22 protein-coding genes and 1 pseudogene are annotated in these 18,891 nt (G+C 63.9%); 7 read left to right on the forward strand and 16 right to left on the reverse strand.

Features of this window, described 5'->3' with window-relative positions:
- Nucleotides 1-86 precede the first annotated feature (86 nt).
- Nucleotides 87-629: an inorganic diphosphatase gene (ppa, locus tag Q9K01_RS14390; protein ID WP_305930811.1), complete on the forward strand. Its 543-nt coding sequence runs from the start codon at nt 87-89 to the stop codon at nt 627-629.
- 21 nt (nt 630-650) lie between these two features.
- Here the strand turns inward: ppa and Q9K01_RS14395 are convergent, their stop codons facing one another.
- The 3 genes from Q9K01_RS14395 to Q9K01_RS14405 form a co-directional block, all read right to left on the reverse strand.
- Nucleotides 651-2,060: a mechanosensitive ion channel family protein gene (locus Q9K01_RS14395; RefSeq protein ID WP_305930812.1), complete on the reverse strand. Its 1,410-nt coding sequence runs from the start codon at nt 2,058-2,060 to the stop codon at nt 651-653.
- On the reverse strand, nt 2,057-3,403 hold the full coding sequence (locus Q9K01_RS14400) for a TldD/PmbA family protein (protein WP_305930813.1): 1,347 nt from the start codon (nt 3,401-3,403) through the stop codon (nt 2,057-2,059). The genes Q9K01_RS14395 and Q9K01_RS14400 overlap by 4 nt, the downstream gene beginning before the upstream one ends.
- Nucleotides 3,404-3,513: 110 nt before the next feature.
- Nucleotides 3,514-3,906, reverse strand: coding sequence for a hypothetical protein (locus Q9K01_RS14405; protein ID WP_305930814.1), 393 nt, complete (start codon nt 3,904-3,906; stop codon nt 3,514-3,516).
- 222 nt (nt 3,907-4,128) lie between these two features.
- On the opposite strand from Q9K01_RS14405, the gene lptB reads away from it, so the two are divergent.
- From lptB to Q9K01_RS14430, 5 genes are all read left to right on the forward strand, one after another.
- Nucleotides 4,129-4,947 carry an LPS export ABC transporter ATP-binding protein gene (gene lptB, locus Q9K01_RS14410; protein ID WP_305930815.1) on the forward strand — a complete coding sequence of 273 codons (819 nt, stop codon included), beginning with the start codon at nt 4,129-4,131 and terminating at the stop codon, nt 4,945-4,947.
- A 35-nt stretch (nt 4,948-4,982) separates the two neighbouring features.
- Entirely contained in the window at nt 4,983-6,479 is a 1,497-nt protein-coding gene (gene rpoN, locus Q9K01_RS14415; protein WP_305930816.1) for an RNA polymerase factor sigma-54, read from the forward strand.
- A gap of 224 nt (nt 6,480-6,703) precedes the next feature.
- On the forward strand, nt 6,704-7,399 hold the full coding sequence (gene ctrA / locus Q9K01_RS14420) for a response regulator transcription factor CtrA (protein WP_305930817.1): 696 nt from the start codon (nt 6,704-6,706) through the stop codon (nt 7,397-7,399).
- A gap of 255 nt (nt 7,400-7,654) precedes the next feature.
- Nucleotides 7,655-8,356, forward strand: coding sequence for a tRNA (guanine(46)-N(7))-methyltransferase TrmB (gene trmB, locus Q9K01_RS14425; RefSeq protein ID WP_305930818.1), 702 nt, complete (start codon nt 7,655-7,657; stop codon nt 8,354-8,356).
- Nucleotides 8,357-8,483: 127 nt separating this feature from the next.
- Nucleotides 8,484-9,689, forward strand: coding sequence for a tyrosine-type recombinase/integrase (locus Q9K01_RS14430; RefSeq protein ID WP_305930819.1), 1,206 nt, complete (start codon nt 8,484-8,486; stop codon nt 9,687-9,689).
- 190 nt (nt 9,690-9,879) lie between these two features.
- On the opposite strand, the gene Q9K01_RS15495 is transcribed toward Q9K01_RS14430, so the two are convergent.
- The 4 genes from Q9K01_RS15495 to rnk form a co-directional block, all read right to left on the reverse strand.
- On the reverse strand, nt 9,880-10,071 hold the full coding sequence (locus tag Q9K01_RS15495) for a phosphatase PAP2 family protein (RefSeq protein ID WP_422785328.1): 192 nt from the start codon (nt 10,069-10,071) through the stop codon (nt 9,880-9,882).
- Nucleotides 10,072-10,447: 376 nt separating this feature from the next.
- The gene (locus tag Q9K01_RS15500) at nt 10,448-10,636 is read right to left on the reverse strand and encodes an exopolysaccharide biosynthesis protein (RefSeq protein ID WP_422785329.1); all 189 of its coding nucleotides are present in this window, start codon (nt 10,634-10,636) and stop codon (nt 10,448-10,450) included.
- Complete coding sequence (locus tag Q9K01_RS14435) at nt 10,600-11,013, reverse strand: exopolysaccharide biosynthesis protein (protein WP_305930820.1); 414 nt, start codon at nt 11,011-11,013, stop codon at nt 10,600-10,602. Before Q9K01_RS14435 ends, Q9K01_RS15500 begins: the two co-directional genes overlap by 37 nt.
- 135 nt (nt 11,014-11,148) lie before the next feature.
- Nucleotides 11,149-11,571, reverse strand: coding sequence for a nucleoside diphosphate kinase regulator (rnk, locus tag Q9K01_RS14440; protein WP_305930821.1), 423 nt, complete (start codon nt 11,569-11,571; stop codon nt 11,149-11,151).
- A gap of 349 nt (nt 11,572-11,920) precedes the next feature.
- On the opposite strand from rnk, the pseudogene Q9K01_RS15505 reads away from it, so the two are divergent.
- A pseudogene (locus Q9K01_RS15505) lies at nt 11,921-12,145 on the forward strand (rod shape-determining protein); the annotation flags it as partial.
- On the opposite strand, the gene Q9K01_RS14445 reads toward Q9K01_RS15505, so the two are convergent.
- From Q9K01_RS14445 to trbK-alt, 9 genes are all read right to left on the reverse strand, one after another.
- Nucleotides 12,134-13,072, reverse strand: coding sequence for an asparagine synthase-related protein (locus tag Q9K01_RS14445; protein ID WP_422785330.1), 939 nt, complete (start codon nt 13,070-13,072; stop codon nt 12,134-12,136). The pseudogene Q9K01_RS15505 and the gene Q9K01_RS14445 overlap by 12 nt on opposite strands.
- Entirely contained in the window at nt 13,069-13,683 is a 615-nt protein-coding gene (locus Q9K01_RS14450; protein WP_305930823.1) for a lasso peptide biosynthesis B2 protein, read from the reverse strand. The genes Q9K01_RS14445 and Q9K01_RS14450 overlap by 4 nt, the downstream gene beginning before the upstream one ends.
- Before the next feature lie 62 nt (nt 13,684-13,745).
- Nucleotides 13,746-13,883: a benenodin family lasso peptide gene (locus tag Q9K01_RS14455; RefSeq protein ID WP_305930824.1), complete on the reverse strand. Its 138-nt coding sequence runs from the start codon at nt 13,881-13,883 to the stop codon at nt 13,746-13,748.
- A 294-nt stretch (nt 13,884-14,177) separates the two neighbouring features.
- Entirely contained in the window at nt 14,178-14,420 is a 243-nt protein-coding gene (locus Q9K01_RS14460) for a DUF2274 domain-containing protein (protein WP_305930825.1), read from the reverse strand.
- Nucleotides 14,417-15,586, reverse strand: a complete 1,170-nt coding sequence (locus Q9K01_RS14465; RefSeq protein WP_305930826.1) for a TraB/TrbI/VirB10 family type IV secretion system protein — start codon at nt 15,584-15,586, stop codon at nt 14,417-14,419. The genes Q9K01_RS14460 and Q9K01_RS14465 overlap by 4 nt, the downstream gene beginning before the upstream one ends.
- A complete protein-coding gene (trbG, locus tag Q9K01_RS14470) occupies nt 15,583-16,569 on the reverse strand; it encodes a P-type conjugative transfer protein TrbG (protein ID WP_305930827.1) in 987 nt (328 codons plus the stop codon). Before trbG ends, Q9K01_RS14465 begins: the two co-directional genes overlap by 4 nt.
- Entirely contained in the window at nt 16,569-17,249 is a 681-nt protein-coding gene (gene trbF / locus Q9K01_RS14475) for a conjugal transfer protein TrbF (RefSeq protein ID WP_305930828.1), read from the reverse strand. Before trbF ends, trbG begins: the two co-directional genes overlap by 1 nt.
- A gap of 6 nt (nt 17,250-17,255) precedes the next feature.
- The gene (gene trbL / locus Q9K01_RS14480) at nt 17,256-18,578 is read right to left on the reverse strand and encodes a P-type conjugative transfer protein TrbL (protein WP_305930829.1); all 1,323 of its coding nucleotides are present in this window, start codon (nt 18,576-18,578) and stop codon (nt 17,256-17,258) included.
- Between the two features lies 1 nt (nt 18,579).
- The gene (gene trbK-alt / locus Q9K01_RS14485) at nt 18,580-18,888 is read right to left on the reverse strand and encodes a putative entry exclusion protein TrbK-alt (protein WP_305930830.1); all 309 of its coding nucleotides are present in this window, start codon (nt 18,886-18,888) and stop codon (nt 18,580-18,582) included.
- Between the last annotated feature and the right edge of the window lie 3 nt (nt 18,889-18,891).

Raw genomic sequence — 18,891 nt, forward strand, 5'->3', positions numbered from 1 at the left:
TCTGCACGAAATTTCCTGTGGCAGGCGCCACCATGCCCAGCTAAGCGCTGCGCCCGTCAGCGAAAGCTCCTGAGAAAGACCCTCCTATGCGTATCGACAAGATTGCCACCGGCGAGAACGTGCCCGACAACCTCAACGTCATCATCGAGGTGCCGACCGGCGGCGAACCGGTGAAATACGAATTCGACAAGGAATCGGGCGCGCTGTTCGTCGATCGCATCCTCCACACGCCGATGCGTTACCCGGCGAACTACGGCTTCGTGCCGCACACGCTCTCGCCCGATGGCGATCCGCTCGATGCGCTGGTGATCGCGCGCAGCCCCTTCATCCCCGGCTGCGTGGTCCGCGCCCGGCCGATCGGCGTGCTCCACCTCGAGGACGAGCACGGCGGCGACGAGAAGCTGATCTGCGTGCCGGTGGACACCACCTTCCCCTATTACACCGACGTCGCCGAAACCAAGGATCTGCCCTCGATCATCTTCGAGCAGATCGAGCACTTCTTCACCCACTACAAGGATCTCGAGAAGGAGAAGTGGGTGCGGGTCGGCAAATGGGGCGATGCCGCCGAGGCCAAGCAGATCGTGCTGGAATCGGTGGAGCGCGCCAGCGACGCCGGCAAATCCGACTGAGCCGACCGGCCCTGTCCGCGGCTATTCGATCGGGCGGGAGGAATCGAGCAGATCGGTCTCGCCCGCTCCGGCTGCGCGCTCGGCATCGACCATCTGCGCGACCTCGTCGGCGGGGCGCAGATCCTCGCGGGGAAGCACGGGCGGTGCGGGCGAATTGCCGGGCGAAGCGGGGCGCGAATCCCGCTCGCCTCTCCCCTCGTTGATGTTCTCGAACGGCACCGTGGCCGAGCGCGGATCGAAGCGCAGGCGATAGATTGGCTCGGGCAGCGCGAAGCCGCCCTGCTCCAGCGCCTGCTTGACCGCGGGGATGGCCTGGCTCTGGGTCTTGAACCAGTCGCTCTCGTTCTGGTCGATCCAGCCCAGGAAGCGGATCACGACATTGGATTCGCCCACTTCGACGATCCGCGCCTCGGGCGGCGGATCCTTGAGCACGAAGGGCAGCGCGGCCAGCATGTCGCGGCCCAGCAGCCGCGCCGCGCTCGCATCGTCGTCGGCATCGACCCCGAGATCGAACTGGAAGCGCCGGTGCGGGTTGCGGGTGAAATTGGTGATCACCGCCTTGAACACCTGCGAATTGGGGATGCGCAGATGATTGCCGTCGAGCGTCATCAGCACCGTCGCGCGGCTGGTCAGGCGGATCACGCGGCCTTCCAGATCGCCGATCATCACCCATTCGTTGGCGCGGAACGGCTGGCGCAGGCTGAGCATCAGCGAGGCGACGTAATTCTCGATCGTGTCGCGCATGGCGAAACCCAGCGCGATCCCGATCACGCCCGCACCGCCCAGCACCGCCCCCATCAGCGTGCCCGCCCCCAGCATGTCGAGTGCGACCACCGTGCCGAGCACGACCGCAGCGAAGCGGATCGCGCTGGCGATCAGCTCGGCAAGGAAGGGATTGGGCGTAATCCGCCGCCACAGTGCGGTCAGGCTAGCCAGCAGATAGCCCAGCAGCACGATGGCCAGCGCCACCACCAGCGCAACCGCGAGCAGCGGCAGCAGCCTGATCACCGCGTCGAGCCGCTCGCCGATGCCCGCCAGACCGCCGAGCGACGCGTCGAGCGAGACATCGCGCTCGATCGCGTTCTCGACCGTCACCACCCCCGCCACGCGCCCGGCGATCGCCTCGGCGCGGGCGATATCCTCCTGCGCCGGAACCGTCCCGCCGAGCGTGACCACGCCTTCGTTGGCGGCGACTTCAACGCTCGAAAAGGCGGGCAATTCGCGGAAGATGCCGCGGATTCGGGCGGCGATGCGCGTATCCGAACCGCTGTCCTGCGTATCCTCGATCGTCCGCGCCGGCGTGTCCGCGGCTGGGGGCGTCGCGGGAGAATCGAGCCGGGGCACCACGGCCAGGGCCGGGCTCGCCGGAAGCAAGGCCGCGAACAGGAGCAGCAATGCGAGCAGGCGCCGCCCGGTCGCTTGGCGGATCATTCGCCCGCCACCGTCATTCCGTCCACTCGCAGGGTCGGCACGTTGACCGCGTGGATCATTGCGAGATCGTTGGCGGGCACCAGCGCGCGGAACATGGCGAGCAGATTGCCGGCGATGGTGATCTCGGCCACCGGTCCGGCGATCTGCCCGTCGATGATGCGGAAGCCGTTGGCCCCCCGGCTGTAATCCCCGGTGACCAGATTGACCCCCTGGCCGAAGACGCTGGTGACGAGCACGCCATCGGCGATATCGGCGATCAGTTCGTCGCGCGACAAAGTTCCGGGCTCCAGATGGACATTGCTCGCCGCGACCCCGGGCGCGCCGCCCCCGCCGCGCGCGGCATGGCCGGTCAGCGGGGCCTCGAGCTGGCGCGCCGCGGCGGCATTGGTCAGCCAGCCGAAGATACGGCCGTTCTCGACCAGCGCGCGTGTGTTGGTCGGCAGGCCCTCGCCGTCGAAGGGCCGCGAGCGCAGCCCGCGCGGGCGGTGCGGCTCCTCGAGGATGCGAATCGCGGAATCGAACAATTCGTCCTCCTCCTTGCCGAGCAGGAAGGAGGATTTGCGCGCCACCGCGGGGCCGCTCATCGCCCCCAGCAGATGGCCGATCAATCCGTTGCCCACCCTGGGATCGAACACCACCGGGAGCGGTCCGCTCGGCATCGATTTCGGGTCGAGCTTGGCGACCGCGCGGCGCCCCGCCTCGGCGCCGATCGCCGCCGGGCCGGGCAGATCGGCGCGGTGGCGCGCGGCGCGATAGTCGTAATCGGTCTGCATCCGGCCGCCCTCGCCCGCGACCACGCTGGCGGACAGGCTGTGCCCGGTCGCCTCGTAGCCATGGGCAAACCCGTGCGAGGTGACCAGCGCGCTGACCGATTGCGAGAAGCTCGCGCTGCCGCCGTCGGACTTGGTCACGCCGGGAATCGCCCGCGCTGCGTCCTCGGCCTCGAGCGCGGCTTCGCGCAGAGCTTCGGGGCTCGGCTCGTGGGGGTCCGCGAGGGCGAGATCGGGGATTGCGCCGGTGAACAGGCGGTCCTGCGGCGCGAGGCCGGAATAGGGATCCTCCGGCGCGAGCCGCGCCATCGCCAGCGCCCGCTCGGCCAGTTCCGCGAAGCTGTCGCGCGAGAAATCGCTGGTCTGGATCGAGGCGGAGCGCTGCCCGACCATGACCCGCAGCGATATCGACTCGCCCTCCGAGCGTTCGACCTCTTCCAACTTGCCGAGCCTTATCGAGACGCTTTCGGAAGCCTGGGCGGTGGTCACCGCATCGGCGGCATCGGCGCCCAGCCGTCGGGCGGTCTCGACCAGATCGGCGCAGCGCGCCACCGCCGTTTCGGAGTCGATCATGCGGGGGAGTTTCCGGAAGCTGTCATGCCGGTCCGGGTAGGTCGCCGCGCCGCGCTTGGCAATTGCCGCAGGATTTTGGCATCGCAGGGGTCCGGCCCCCGCGGGCGCGGTCAGAACATCATCTTGAAGGCTGCGGTCATCAGCACCGGCAGCCCGATCGCCAGCAGCCAAAGCGCGATCTGGTCGCGGCGGTAGGCATAGCCCAGCTGCGGATCATGCGCTTCGACATCGTCGAGATTGATCCAGCGGCGCTCGAACCAGCGGCAGGCGGGGATGATCGCGCCGACCAGGAACACCAGCGCGACATAGGGCATGATCGAGGAGAAGCCCTGCTTGAGCGCGTTGACCGTCATGAAAATCTGCAGACCGGTGTAGACGATCAGCGCCAGCGCCACATTGTCGCTCATCGCGCGGCGCCAGTCGCGGGCCCGGGTCGCGTGACGGTGTGTCGAATGATCGTGGACCTTGTGGTCGCGCGCCCTGCTCTCGATCGCCCTGTTCATCGGTGCGACTCCCTTTTTTTCCTGTCCCGCGAGGATTTATTCCAGAATTCCGCGAGGTAAGCAAGTTGCGGTGCGGCGGGCCGTCCGGTTTCGACACGAAATTGCGCGAACGGGCTTCTCCTGCGCTCGTCACGGCCTTTGCGCCACCAAACGCGCTCCCAGCACGACCAAGAGCACGACCAGCGGGGTTTTCACGTCCGCCCCGCATGCTAAAGCCCTCCCATGGCCGATATCGCCCCACCCGAGCTGGAAGCCGGCGCGCTGAAACCCGACCACCTCGCCGAGGAAGCCGTCGCGGAGGCCGCGCCGCCGCTACCGAATGGCGGGCTCGAGGTCGTGTCGATCGCCAAGAGCTACGACAAGAACGTGGTCTTGTCGGATATCTCGCTGACCGTGGCCAAGGGCGAGGTGCTCGGCCTGCTCGGCCCCAATGGCGCGGGCAAGACGACCTGCTTCTATTCGATCATGGGGCTGGTGCGCCCCGATGCCGGCCGCATCCTGATGGATGGCGAGGACGTCACCAAGCTGCCGATGTACCGCCGCGCGATTCTCGGGCTGGGATATCTGCCGCAGGAGACCAGCATCTTTCGCGGGATGACGGTGGAGCAGAACATCGCCTGCGTGCTCGAGATGGTCGAGCCCGACAAGGACGTGCGCGCGCAGGAGCTGGAACGGCTGCTCGACGAATTCGGCCTCACCCGGCTCAGGGCCAGCGCCGCGATGGCGCTGTCGGGCGGCGAGCGGCGGCGCTGCGAGATCGCCCGCGCGCTCGCCGCCAAGCCCTCGATCATGCTGCTCGACGAGCCCTTCGCCGGGATCGATCCGCTGTCGATCAACGATATCCGTCATCTGGTGATCGATTTGAAGCAGCGCGGCATCGGGGTCCTGATCACCGATCACAACGTGCGCGAGACGCTCGATATCGTCGATCGCGCCTGCATCATCTACGGCGGGCAGGTGCTGTTCGCGGGCACCCCCGAAGCGCTGGTAGCCGACGAAAACGTGCGCCGGCTCTATCTGGGCGAGGACTTCACCTTGTGAGCGCCGCCTCGCCTTCCGGGTCCTAGGGCGACGGCATGGCCCTGAGCCCGCGCCTCGATCTGCGCCAGACGCAATCGCTGGTGATGACGCCGCAATTGCAGCAGGCGATCAAGCTGCTGGCGCTGTCCAACCTCGAGATCGAGACCTTCGTCGGCGAGGCGCTGGAGAGCAATCCGCTGCTCGAGATGGGCGAGACCAGCCGCGAGCCCGGAAGTGGCCCACGCGATGGCTCGGGAGAGGGGCCGGGCGAGGGAGACGGTGCCGCCCCCGAACCGCGCGAGCATGAAAGCGATGGCGGGTCCGACGGTACCGAGGCGCTCGACATTTCCGCAAGCGCGCTCGATCCCGATGCCGCGCCGGGCGATCAGGGCGATTGGGGCCGCGCGGCGAATGCGGGCGGCATGTCGGAGGACGGCCCGCCCGATCTCGAAAACCGCGCCAGCGGCGAGCCGACGCTGGCCGAATATCTCACCGAACAGATCGGCTCGGTCGCGCATGACGAGCGCGAGGCCTTCGTCGCCGCGCGGCTGATCGGCGAACTGGACGAGGCGGGCTATTTCACCGGCGATCTGCTGGCGCTGGGCGAGGAACTCGGCATCCCGCTGGCCGAGGCCGAACGCGCGCTCGAACTGATCCAGACGCTCGACCCGACGGGGGTCGGCGCGCGAAGCTTGAGCGAATGTCTCGCGCTGCAGGCCCGCGAGGCGGATCGCTACGATCCGTGCATGGCGCGGCTGATCGACAATCTCGATCTGGTCGCCGCGGGCGAATTCGCGCGGCTCAAACGGATGTGCGAGGTCGACGACGAGGATTTCGCCGACATGCTCGCCGAGCTCAGAAGCTACGATCCCAAACCCGGCTGCCGCTTCGGCGGCGAGGGCCAGTCCGCGGTGGTGCCCGATGTGCTGATCGCTTCGGATGGCGCGGATGGCTGGACCATCCGCATCAACGAGGCCAGCCTGCCGCGGCTGGTGGTCAATCGCGAATATTTCCTCGAATTGAAAACCGGCGCGCGCGACAAGCGCTCGCTGTCCTGGCTCAACGAGCAATTGTCCGAGGCCGACTGGCTGATCCGCGCGCTCGACCAGCGTCAGAAGACCATCCTCAAGACCGCCGCCGAGATCGTCCGTCGCCAGGAGGGCTTCTTCCGCAGCGGGGTGTCGGCGATGAAGACGCTGACCTTGCGCGAAGTGGCCGAGGCGATCGCGATGCACGAAAGCACGGTCAGCCGGGTGACCAGCAACAAATATCTCTCCTGCCCGCGCGGCACGTTCGAACTCAAATATTTCTTCTCCAGCGGGGTCGCCGCAGCCGATGGCGAAGGCGCCTCGTCCGAAGCGATCAAGGCCCGCATCCGCGCGCTGTGCGACGGCGAAGATCCCAAAGCGGTGCTCTCGGACCAGAAGCTGGTCGATCTGCTCAAGGCCGAGGGTTTCGATCTCGCCCGCCGCACGGTGGCCAAATATCGCGAGGCGATCGGCATCGGCTCGAGCGCGCAGCGCCGCCGTGCCAAGAAACTGGCGAACTACTAACCCGGCGCCCGCCTTGGGGTCGCCGATTCGCGCAGTCCGGATCGCCATCGAACCGCCCCAATCGCCGCTTACGAAACCCCTAACCGGCGGTGAACCGGCGAGAAAAATCGACCCGCTTTACCCGTCGTTAACCTTTTCCGTTCAGTGCTTGTGTGGTTAATAGGGCGCAACACCTTACCGACCGGTTGCGGAAAAATCTTTGGGGCCAAGCGAGGGGAGCACCCATGCGAGTATTGCTGATCGAAGACGAACCGACGACCGCCAAGGCGATCGAGCTGATGCTCACCACCGAGGGGTTCAACGTCTATTCGACCGATCTGGGCGAGGAAGGCCTCGATCTGGGCAAGCTGTATGATTACGACATCATCCTGCTCGATCTCAACCTGCCCGACATGCACGGTTACGACGTGCTCAAGAAACTGCGCGTCGCCAAGGTCCAGACCCCGGTGCTGATCCTGTCGGGCGTCGCCGAAATGGATTCCAAGATCCGCAGTTTCGGCTTCGGCGCCGACGATTACGTCACCAAGCCGTTCCACCGCGAGGAACTGGTCGCCCGCATCCACGCCGTGGTGCGCCGCTCGAAAGGCCACAGCCAGTCGGTCATCCGCACCGGCAAGCTGGCGGTGAACCTGGATGCCAAGACCGTCGAGGTCGATGGCGCGCGGGTGCATCTGACCGGCAAAGAATATGCGATGCTCGAGCTGCTGAGCTTGCGCAAGGGCACCACGCTGACCAAGGAAATGTTCCTCAACCACCTCTATGGCGGGATGGACGAACCCGAATTGAAGATCATCGACGTGTTCATCTGCAAGCTGCGCAAGAAGCTGAGCCATGCCTGCGCCGGCGAGAATTACATCGAGACCGTCTGGGGCCGCGGCTATGTGCTGCGCGATCCCGACGAAGAGGCCGAAGCGGCCTGAGCCGCCGCGCAACCGAATTTACATCGTCGCCTGGACGAGAAAAGACGCCCGGAGCCGCAAGGTCCCGGGCGTTGCCCGTTGGTGAGCAGCCGGACGGCTCCATGGATGGCGTCGTCGCTGCGCTCCTCGCCATGACGAAGCTGGAGAAGAGGGCACCGCCCCCACCTCTCGTCATTGCGAGCGAAGCGAAGCAATCCATGGCGCAACCCCGCGCTCTCTGGACGGAGCGGGGGCGACCCCGCTAGGGGGCGCGGCATGACGGCATTCAAGGAAGGCGACCCGACCACGCTGAAGCGGCTTTACGGTCGTTCGATCGGCAAACCGCTGCGCACCCATCAGCAGGGGCTGGTCGACAATCTGCTGCCCCGGATCGCGGTGCCCGAGACCGGCCCGGTGACCGCCGAACGCCTGTTCGGAACGGAGCGCCCGCTGCACTTCGAGATCGGCTTCGGCGGCGGCGAGCATCTTGCCTACCGCGCCGATCTGCTCCCCGATCACGGCTTCATCGGCGCCGAGCCCTATATGAACGGCGTCGCGCAGGCGCTGGCGCAGATCGAGGAGCAGAAGCTCGCCAACATCCGGCTGGACGCGGGCAATGCATTGGAAGTGCTGGAACGGGTGCCCGATGGCGCGCTGACCATGCTCTATCTGCTCCACCCCGACCCCTGGCCCAAGAACAAGCACGCCAAGCGGCGGATGATGAACGACGGTCCGGTGCAGATGTTCGCCGATAAGCTGAAACCCGGCGGCGAATTCCGCTTCGGCACCGATCACGCGATCTATCTGCGTCACGCGCTGATGGTGATGCGGCGGTTCGCGCACGTCTTCGAATGGCTGACCGACGGCCCCGCCAGCTGGCAGCAGCGCCCCTCGGGCTGGCCCGAAACCCGCTACGAGAAAAAGGCCCGCGACGTGTTCGGCCACGAGGTGTGGTACTATCGATTTCGACGACGCTAGAGTACGATATTCTTGTATTACCAAGCACTTAGATGAATCGGCTTACGCCAGAATAGCCTCCATTTCGCTCCTTTTTCCGCTTGCGTGATTACCCGGTGATTGCCAGAAAAGGGACACGAGGTTTCGGATGGCAACAGGAAAAATCACGAAAAAATCGATAGATTCGCTTGAGGCTGGCAGCTCGAGCCAATTCCTTTGGGATACTGATCTTAAGGGGTTTGGTGCCAAGATCACTCCTTCAGGAAGTATCTCTTACGTCCTTCAATTTAGGATGGGAGGGCGTGAGACAATCGCACGGCGATATACGATCGGCGGACATGGCTCTCCATGGACACCTACAACCGCCCGCTCGGAGGCCGAACGTCTTCTCCTGCTCGTCGGGCAGGGCATCGATCCTGTGGAGGCTGACAAACAGAGGCGTCGGGAGGCAATCGATCTGGCGTTCGACAATTACGCGCGGCATTTCACCCGTTCCTGCAAAGGCGAAGGATGGCGTCGTCTGGTCGAGCGTGTGGTCAGGCTTCATCTTGAACCAGTTCTCCTTAAGAAGCCGCTACCTTCGATTACCAGGGCAGATATCGTATGCGTTCTCGACCAGATGCCAGACGAGCAGATTGCAAACCGGCGCAATGTCTTCGCCGTCATGCGCCGCCTGTTCCGGTGGTCCGTCAGCCGCGGCGATCTCGACCGCAGCCCGATGGAAGGAATGGAAACGCCACCGCCAGTAAGGCCAAGGGATCGCTGGCTAACGGACGATGAATTGCGCTTGATCTGGAATGCGACTCCTGATTGCCATCCTTGCTTCGGGCCGATCGTCCGCTTGCTGATCACTACCGGGCAACGACGCGAAGAGGTATGCGGCATGCAGTGGCAGGAACTGGACCGGCGAGAGCGGGTTTGGACGCTGCCCAGTCAGCGAACAAAGAACAAGGAACCCAACACGATTCCACTGAACCAGCTTGCAATTGCCGAACTCGATGCTTTGGTCGGCGGCGAGAAATGGCCGCGCAAGGGCCGTGCGTTTGCGACAGCGAGCGGCGCGCGCTTTACCGGCTATCACAAGGGCAAGGTGAAGCTGGACAGCGTCATCGAGGAGCGCGAAGGCGAACCGCTGCCTCCGTGGCGCCTACACGATCTGCGAAGAACCTTGGCGACGAATTTCCAGCGGCTGGGCGTACGATTCGAGGTGACCGAAGCGGTGCTTAACCACGTCAGCGGCTCGCGCGCCGGGGTGGCTGGCGTCTATCAACGCCACGACTGGAAAAACGAGAAGATCCAGGCCCTTGGCGACTGGAACGCTCATCTAACACGGATTCTTTGCGTCCAAGCTTGATGCAACCGGCGAGCGTAGGCCGAAGCCACTGCCCGGATTGGCAGCGTTGCGCCCTACAATCCGCCGTTGTCGGCGAGACACTAAGTTACTGTAAACTGCCTTCCGAAATCAAGCTTTCCGTCGCAATTGTTCACCGGTTCTGCCCATCACGGAATTTCGAGAAGAGGAACAAGGCGAGCCCGGCGAATGCTCAACCGCCGATGACGTCGGTCGGCCAGTGAACGCCGAGAACAATACGGCTCAACCCAACGACGGCTGCTAGCACCACTGCAATTAGGATCGCTAACCGCGACTTTGTCAGGAGGATCGCAAACGCAAGAATGTTACGGTCGAATTGGCCGCATGTGCGTTCGGAAAGCCGGCAGAATATTCCGCCATCCATTGCCCGAAATCTGGTCGGGCGCAATTGAATAGAATCTTTTGAAGCGCAACAAAGATACGAACCTCAGCGATCGTCGCAAGCAAGACAAACGCATCCGATTTTTGACCTTACAGAAAAAGCCAACCAGCCGCCGACAATCCGATCGGAACTAGTACCAACCAGTTACCGAGCCAAGTGATCGCCCATGCCAACTTCACCAGCGAACTCTGTTCGCCGAGATGTAAAGCTAGAAAAATGCGAAGATCCAGATCGGACTGCACGCCACCGAGATATAGTGCGAGGAGCCACAGCGCTGTCAGGAAGCTCATTAGGAGCCATGGACGCGAACTCGTTGGAAGCCCGGCTACACTCTTGGTCATGGTGCAAGCCCGAAATGCTAGATTGCCAGCGATATTCCTGACAGCAGAAACAGAGCGAACAGCATAAGCGCACCGTCTCGCGTCAATAGGCCCGCTGCAAAAAGCGCGATAACCGCCGATGCGATCGAGCCGGAGGTAGGCACGATCTCCATGAAGGGCATGAATAGGGTCAGCGCAAGTATAAGAAAGAGCGGTAGAAAATCCAAGGCCGGTGAAGCAAGATTGTGAAGCGCGGCTTCAGAAACCGTTCGACGAAATGTACTGGACGGCGCAGCCAGCGGACGCCTTGCAGAGTTTGGCGGTCGAGAGGCGTTTCCGGCCCACGAACTCGGGTAGCCATACCGTCTTTCTTCCAATGATCATCTGGATTACCAGAGTAAAGACGAGCGCCGCCACCTGCCGTGACACCCAGAATGGCGCTCGCTGGCGATTTCGATTTCAATGAAAAGACCAGCATGAGGGAAGCGAACGACTTCCGACCGAGCTGTTCCACAACATCACGAACGGAAGTAGAGTCGCCATCAACCGCATTTTCCAGTTGATCGAGAACTTCGCTGAGGGCGCGTGTCCGCGGCTGTGCCATAGGTTGCCTCTGTCAGTATTCTAAGAGTCCGGCATATCCATCACGCTTCAGCCCTTTCACTGTGTCTATGTACCGATGCGGAGTGTCGATACAGATAAGAGCTGCAGGTGTTCACCTGTGCCCTACCATCAAGATTCACGCAGCCTCTTCGCCTTGGACAGGCTGACTCACCTTAGCGATCCGCAACCGTCGAACGTGACCGGTCCTGTCCGGCCACTCGATCGAGGTGCCTTCCTGCATGCCGATCAGTCCCGCTCCGACCAAAGTCATCACGGACAAGCGATTTTCTTCCAGGTTGGCCTGGCGGGGCCAGACCAGTTCGACGGTCCGACTGGCGCCGGAGCCTTCGTCGATAAATTCGACGCGGGAGCCCATCGTCACAACATGCGCTGGAAGGTCGTCACGCCTGTGAATTATCGCGCGATCGATTTCCTCGAAAAGCTTTTTGGTCACTTCAGGGTAGCTCGCCTCAGCGGCCATCGCCAATTCCGACAAGGCATCGGCTTCACTATCGACGAGGTAAATTTCCGGCTTTTCGCCGGCGATTGATTTCGACATGGTAATTTCTCGCAATGAGGCCAGGCGAAGATCGCGCGGCCGGGGCTAATGATGGTTCGGGAGCCTCGTCCCGAACCCGCCTATTGCGATCGAGACGAGGCGCGCGCCCGTGCGGGCAGCTGGCCTGCATGATTGAAGTGACGCTTCTGGCAACGCGGAAATACCATTCGGAATATGTGCGCCAAAAATTCGGTATCGTCAAATTCTGGGTAAGGCTTCGCCTGCTCGGATAAATGCCAGCGACATTCCCGTCCGGGGGGCCTATCATCCTGAAATGTTCAATTTCCATTCTTTCGCGCGGCGACAAAAGCCGGATCTCGCTATCGATCTGGGAACCGCCAATATGCGCATGGTGATCCCGGGCGAAGGGTGCGTTTTTGACGAGCCGTCACTCTGCTATTTTCAAGATCTCGATGGGCGTTCCCGTTTCGTGGCTGCGGGTAAGGCAGTCCTGGCGATGGTGGATCGGGTTCCCAAGACGTTCAGTGTTCGTCGTCCTCTGGCAAGAGGTGTTCTGCAGGATATCGAAGCAACCAGCGCGCTGCTGGCACACGGCCTCACTTCAATCTCGGGCAGAGCTCGTCGATCCCGCCCCCGCGCTCTGATCGGTCTTCCTGCCGACGCCACCAGGGTCGTACACCCGCTCGGCGCACCGCACATCGAACCAGTCCGCGACGCGGCGGGCGTAGATGCGCTCGTCACCCGTAGGATCCAAAGTCGCAAGGGTCACGCAATCGAAGCGCTGGTCAGCATGAGACAGAGCCGCACAGATGAGAGACGAATCGACACCTCCCGATGCAGCCACGCTGGCCTTGCCCAAGCTTTCGCTCCAGCATTGGATTACCGCGGTGCTCAGACCCTTCAACTGGTCGGCATACTCTTCAAAATCCAGGATTTGCGCGCTCGGTAGAAAGTCGGCTGCGTGCCAGATCGCTTGAGGCGGTTCTTCGGGCATGCCGGGAAGATGCAGCACGCCAGGCGCGAGCTCTTCAACGCCTTCGAGGCAGGTTACGCGGCGGCGAAGTTCAGGCTTGAGCAGATGAGCGTGTAGCGCGAGGTATGACACCGGTGGACCTGGCGTACCGCTTCGCGCAAACAGGCGCGGGTCGCTCGCGTACAGATCATGATCCGGCGTGGCGAGATGGTAGACCGGCAGCAGCCCGGACGGATCGACAAGCAAACCGATGTGCCCCTTGCTGCGGTCCTCGATTATCGCAAAGTATCCACCCCAAACCTTGGTGACGAGATATCTGGCTGTAGCGCCAGCAGTGGTGCAATCCGGCACCGGCTCGACGACTGAGGAGAGCCGGCGGAACGTGCCTCGCGAAAATACAACGCCGATCACGCAGCATCGCCCGTTCGCGAAATGCCAAGGCGTCTCGCTGTCACACCATAAGGCGGGAACAGCGGTACAAACCTGTTCCGGGGTTTCCACAATCGAGGGTAGGGAATAGTTTGCCGCGCGGCGGGGAACGGCAAGGATAAACCGAAGCGGTTTCATACCACCAGGATCGGCTGATAGCGCAGCACTTCCTCGATATTGTCGTTCAGGACGGTGTCCGCGTGCTGCGCCCAGCAATGAGCAGCGAAAGGCGGCGAATGGACGCCGAGAACAACCCGGGCCCGGTCACCGCATGCCGCGAGGCAAGCTGCGAGCGCGATCGAGTGGGCGAGGCAGCGGTCGGCTGCAGTGCGCAACAACCGTGCATCCTCGAAGGCGCCAATATATCGGAGACCTTTCTCGCTGATCTCGGTCCGTTTCTCCGACCTCCTTTCTACCACGCTACGCAATTGAGAAAGAACGACCGCCAGAGGGAACTTCGAGAGCCGCGCTTCGACGCGGCGCTGGGTCCAGAACGCCTTTGCAATCGCAGGAAGACTGAAATCGTGCCGGCCGATCGCCGGACTTGACCGGCTCGGGGCACTCCAGTCCGCAGGCCGTGCAAGGCAGTCAGGCTGGTGCCAAAGCTCTTTCGAATTCCGGCCGAGTTGTTCGACGCATTCTCGATTGTCTTCCTCGGACAGTCGAAAGTAACGGTCCTTCGCCACGTCGAGAAAGATGATGTGATCATCCAGAACGCGCCAGGCGAGGCCTTCGCGGTTGAGGTCCATCGGTTGAAAGCCCGGATCGGCGGGCCAGGCGGTAAAGTTGGCCGCCACAGCCCGCCGGGGGATCAGTCGTCGAGCAGACCCGGGCTGTTGGCCAACTGTCCGCCGCTGGCATCGATATAGAAGCCGACGGCGCCCTTGGTTTCGACCGAGGCCTTGCCGAGGTCGATGACTTCATCGTGGTTTTCTTCGAACTCTTTCATCTTTCATTCCTCTTGCTGGTTTCGCGACTCAATCAGTCGCAAATGCAAGAGTGGCGAGGCGCCAGGGACACCGCCAACTTATAATCGCATTATAAGTTGGCGCGGAGCCCCGAGCACGAAACCGGGCGATGAAAGCACCTGTTGGCAGGCACATCGATACCTTTAGCGAACCGCCTGGACATACGTACCGACACCCGGTCTTCAGCAACACTCGCGCGGGTGCATTGTATATTGCGTTAATTCGCAGGGGAATAGCCAAGACTACGGGACTGTCGACGCGGCGACGGCGACCGGTCAGGTGCTGCTGTTTTCGGCCGACCTCACCTTCCGCCTTGCCTTTGAAAATTCACGGTCGCTGGCGATGAACCGTTCCAGCATGGGCGCGACAAGCGCGGCTGGTTGCGGCGCGTCCTTGGTCACTCCGCCGTTGAGAACGATGCCGTAATCAACCAGCCTGCGGTGCAGACGGGCTGGGATTTCGATCGACAGCCGGACCGGCTTTTCATCGGAAATATCGGACAGCTTCAAACGGGTCATGCTCCCATCTCCAGGACGATGTCGCGCGTCACCAGTACCCGCACGGGGTAGCCGGGGCGGATGGTGAGCGTCGGGCGAATATCGAGCTCGCGCGCGACGATCTGCTCCCCGGTACGGTTTACGCTTTCCTGGCTGCCGCGGCGCAGCGCGCGAACGAGATCGCTTTCACCGCCCGAACCAAGTTCGCTGCCAACGCCAAGCAGGGTCGAGACGAGCGCGGCCTTGGCCACCCCGGCCCAGTGATAGTCGACTTCGTCCTCGAGCCCGGCATAGCCCGAAGCATCAGCGGCGGGTTGGCGATCCAGAACGATGGAACGACCATCGGGCAGGATGAGGCGGTTCCAGGCGAGCAGGACGCGGCGCTGCCCGAAGCCGACATCGGACGCATAGTCGCCGATCAGCCGCGCGCCCTGCGGGATCAGCAGGCGGCGCCCCGAAAAACTGTCGTAAACATTCTCGGTCACTTGCGCGGTCACCAGGCCGGGCTGGTCGGAACGAATTCCCGTAATGAGCGCGGCCGGTATCATCGAACCGGCCTGCAAGACAGCAGTGGATGGTGACGGTACGAGGCTCCGCGCGGAAGCCGTGCGCTGCTCTGCCGGGCGATCGAGAAAGGCAGGCGATGTAGATGGCTTGATCGTCGATGGAGCGCTTGCCGCTACGGTTTCCGCAGCGGCTGCGGGACCAGGGGCGGCCGGACGAGCGCTACCGCCAAAGAACAGGCGGCTGCCCCTCGCCGCGTCGCGCTCCTGCTCGAGACGCTGGCGGCGAGCCTCTTCGGGGCTGATCGCCTGCGGCGGCGGAGGTGGCTGGGCGCCCACAGGCGGCAATGCGGCAACGGCTCCCCGGTCCTGCGCGTCGAGTATCGGTCGGCCGAGATCGCCGGGCAGCGGGGGCCCCAGCCTTGGCACCTGCGAGTAGTCCTGCGGTGCCGATGCGAGACCGTCGGCTACAGCGATGCCCGCGGTGTTGAAGACCTCTTCGCCCTGCTCCTGCGATGCTGGTTGCAGCGCGAAGAGCAAGGCTGCTCCCACAAGGCCCAATGCGGCGGCGCTGGCAAGGGCGACGGCCTTGCGCGAGAGCCGCACGACGCGCGGGCCTTCACCGCGCAGGCGGACGATCTTCTCGGCATCGTCCGGATGCTGATCGACGGTTTGCTCGGTCATGACCGGGACCGCGTGCGATTGCTGATCTGGACCTTCACCTGTCTGCGACCGGCGCCAAGGCGCAACTCCGCTCGTTCGAACAAGCGATCGACGATGATGTAGCGACCGGACACACGGTAATTGGCGAGCTCGGCCTCGCCGTCCTCGCCAACTATGAAGAAGGGCGGCATTTCACCCTGCGCGATGTCCGGCGGAAATTCTATGAGCGTGCGCTGCCCGTCGTCGAACACGCGAAGCGGACGCCATTCGGGCCGGTCGCCCGATATCCGGTATGAAAAGTTCAGCCTTTCGAGCGTGAAGCCGCCTGCCACGGGTGCGGCGCGCGCCGCCTCGGCTTCGGCCTGCCGCAGGGCGATCAGCTCGTCCTGGGGATATATCCAGCTGACCGAAGCCATGTAGATGCGAGGACTGGCACGCAGTTCGACATGGTAGGTGCGCCGGTCGGTGTTGATCACGAGGTTGGTCGCGATATCGGGCCGGGTCGGCTTGACGAGAATATGCACCCTGGCAGTCGCGCCGCGACCGCTGATCGTGTCGCCAATCATCCAGCGCACGGTATCGCCCGCGGCGACCGGCCCGGGGCCGACCAGCGTCTCGCCTTCCTGCAAGGCGATGTCGGTTACCTGCCCCGGCTTGGCATAGACCTGGAACAATGCGCCTTCGCTATAGGCATAGCGCTGGATCGCGTTCTGGAAACCGGCATCCTCGGGCTGGATACGGGCGGCATCGTTCGCCGCCCCCACATGCCCCTCGGGGTCAGAGGCAGGGGAGCGGCGCGCGGCAGTGGGGGAGGCCTGCCGCGATGGGGAGGAGTCTTTGGCCAGGAATGACAGGACAGCGCTTGGCGGCATCTGCACGATCGCGCGCACTGCCGCCGCAGCCGCCCGCGACTGGGGGGCAGGAGTCGCCGACGCGGGCGCGGCGACTGCTAGCGAGAGAATGCCGATGAGGTTGGAACGAATGAGTGTGCGCGGGCGGAACATCAGCCGAGCTCCTTTGACCAGTTGATGGACGTGACGAAAATGCCGAGCGGATTGCGGGTCAGCGCATCGGGATCGCGCGGTGGTTGGACGGCGATGCCGAGGATCGCCGTCCAGCGGCTCGTCTCGGCAAGCGCACCGTCGCGGTAGCGGCGCTCGACCCAGGCGACGCGGAAACTCTTCGCCGATGCACGGATCACGCTGGTAACCTCGACCGCTACCTGTTCGCGGCCGACCACTGCGAAGGGATCGTTGGCGCGCGCATACTCGTTAAGCGCGAGCGCGCCGCGATCGCTCGTAAAGTCGTACGCGCGCAGCCAGTTCTCGCGCACGACGATGGCATCGTCAGGAATGGACCGGACGTTCTCGATGAAGCTCGCGATATGGAAAGCAATCTGCGGATCGGTTGGACGAAAGGCGGCATCGGCAGGCGCGACGCTGCGCGCTTCGCCCAGCTTGTCGACCTCGACCACCCAGGGAACAATGGTCCCGCGCGCATTCTGCCAGATGAGACCGCCGGTCAGCGCCGCCGACAAGCCGAGCGCGCCGAAAAAGGCGTAGCGCCAGCTCTTCGCCTGGACCCGTGCCGAACCGATGCGGTCGTCCCAGACCTGCGCCGCGCGCTGGTATGGCGTCTCTGCCTGCGGCGTCTTGCCGTACCGGGTGGAAGGGCGTTTGAACATTTGCCGTCAGTCCTTTTCTCGTGTGTCTACCGATGATCCCGCTCCGTGGCCGTCACCGGCGCGCACGGTGTGCGCGGCGAGCGAGGCGGAGTGGCCGAGGCTCTGGCGCTGCTTCATGGATCTGGCCCAGGATGGCGGGCCCTCGCTGCCCGCTGCCAGTCCGCTATCGGAAGGCGGGGAACCCGGGGCCGGCACGATACGCCCGCCCATGTGACCGACCGCCGATCGCGCACCCTCCCGGAAATTGCCGCGGGCACTGGCGGTTGCGGCGCGCAGCGGGGACATCGCAGCGCCGCCCGCGGCGCGCCCGACACCGGCCATACCGCCCGCAACAGCTGCTCCGCCGCTCCTGCCCGCCGAACCCGTGGCATAGGCCATGGTCGCACCGCCCGCAGCGCGCGAGGTGCCGCGCGCGACCGAAGAGGTAGCGCTGGCAACCGCACCGCCGGCCAGTTTGGCCCCGGCGACGCCGCCAACCGCCGCACCACCTGCGAGAAGGGCAGTCCCGGCCGCCGCGCCGGCACCCAGTTGCGGCCCGCCCGCGACGATCCCGTTGGCAATACCGGGGCCGAAGATGCCGAGGCCGAGAAGGGTCAGGCTGGCAAGCACGATGGCGAGCGCATCCTCGATGGTCGGCTCGCCCGGAATAGCGCTGGTGAACTCGGCGAAGAGGGTCGAGCCGATGCCAATGATCACGGCGAGCACCAGCACCTTGATCCCCGAGGAGACCACATTGCCGAGCACGCGCTCGGCCATGAAGGCGGTCTTGCCGAACAGGCCGAAAGGAATGAGCACGAAACCTGCAAGCGTCGTGAGCTTGAACTCGATGAGTGTGACGAACAGCTGGATCGCCAGGATGAAAAACGCGATGATGATCACCGCCCATGCGACGAGCAGGATGACGATCTGCAGGAAGTTCTCGAAGAAACTCACATAGCCGAGCAGATCCTGCATGGACTCAAGCAGTGGCCAAGCGGCATCGATACCGACCTGCGCGACCCGGCCCGGCTGCAGGAGGTCCGCAGCACCAAGCCCGGAGCCGCTCGCCTTGAGGCCAAGACCGGCGAAACTGGTGAACACGATGTTGGCGAGCGCGCTCCAGTTGCCGATGATATAGGCGAAGATCCCGACGAAGAGCGTCTTCTTCACCAGCCGGGCGATGATGTCGTCCTGCTCGCCCCAGCTCCAGAACAGGGCGGCCAGCGTCAAGTCGATCACGATCAACGTGGTCGCGATGAATGCGACCTCGCCCGACAACAGCCCGAAGCCGCTGTCGATGTAGCGTGAAAATATCGCGAGGAAGCGATCGACGACGCCGGTCCCGCCCATCTCAGTTGTCCCTCGACATCGGTGCGTCCGGGAAGGCCGGCTCGGGATAGGGTTCGGGATGCTCGACACCGAAGAAGCGGCGGCGTTTCTCTGCCCAGGCTGCCCGGCAATCGGATGAGGACAGCGCCAGCTCGCCCATCTGGGCGCAGGCCCTGAGCTGGGCCGGCAAGGGATCGCCATCCGGGATCCAGATGGCCGCTGCCTCTTCCACGCGCGGCTCAGGCTCCTCGTGCAGCTGCACGAGGGTCATGGCGACCGCGATACCGACGAAAACGGCCGCACCGATCCGCGCAAGGAGTTTGCCGTCCATGGC

The organism is Qipengyuania benthica (genome assembly GCF_030717865.1).
Taxonomy (GTDB): domain Bacteria; phylum Pseudomonadota; class Alphaproteobacteria; order Sphingomonadales; family Sphingomonadaceae; genus Qipengyuania; species Qipengyuania benthica.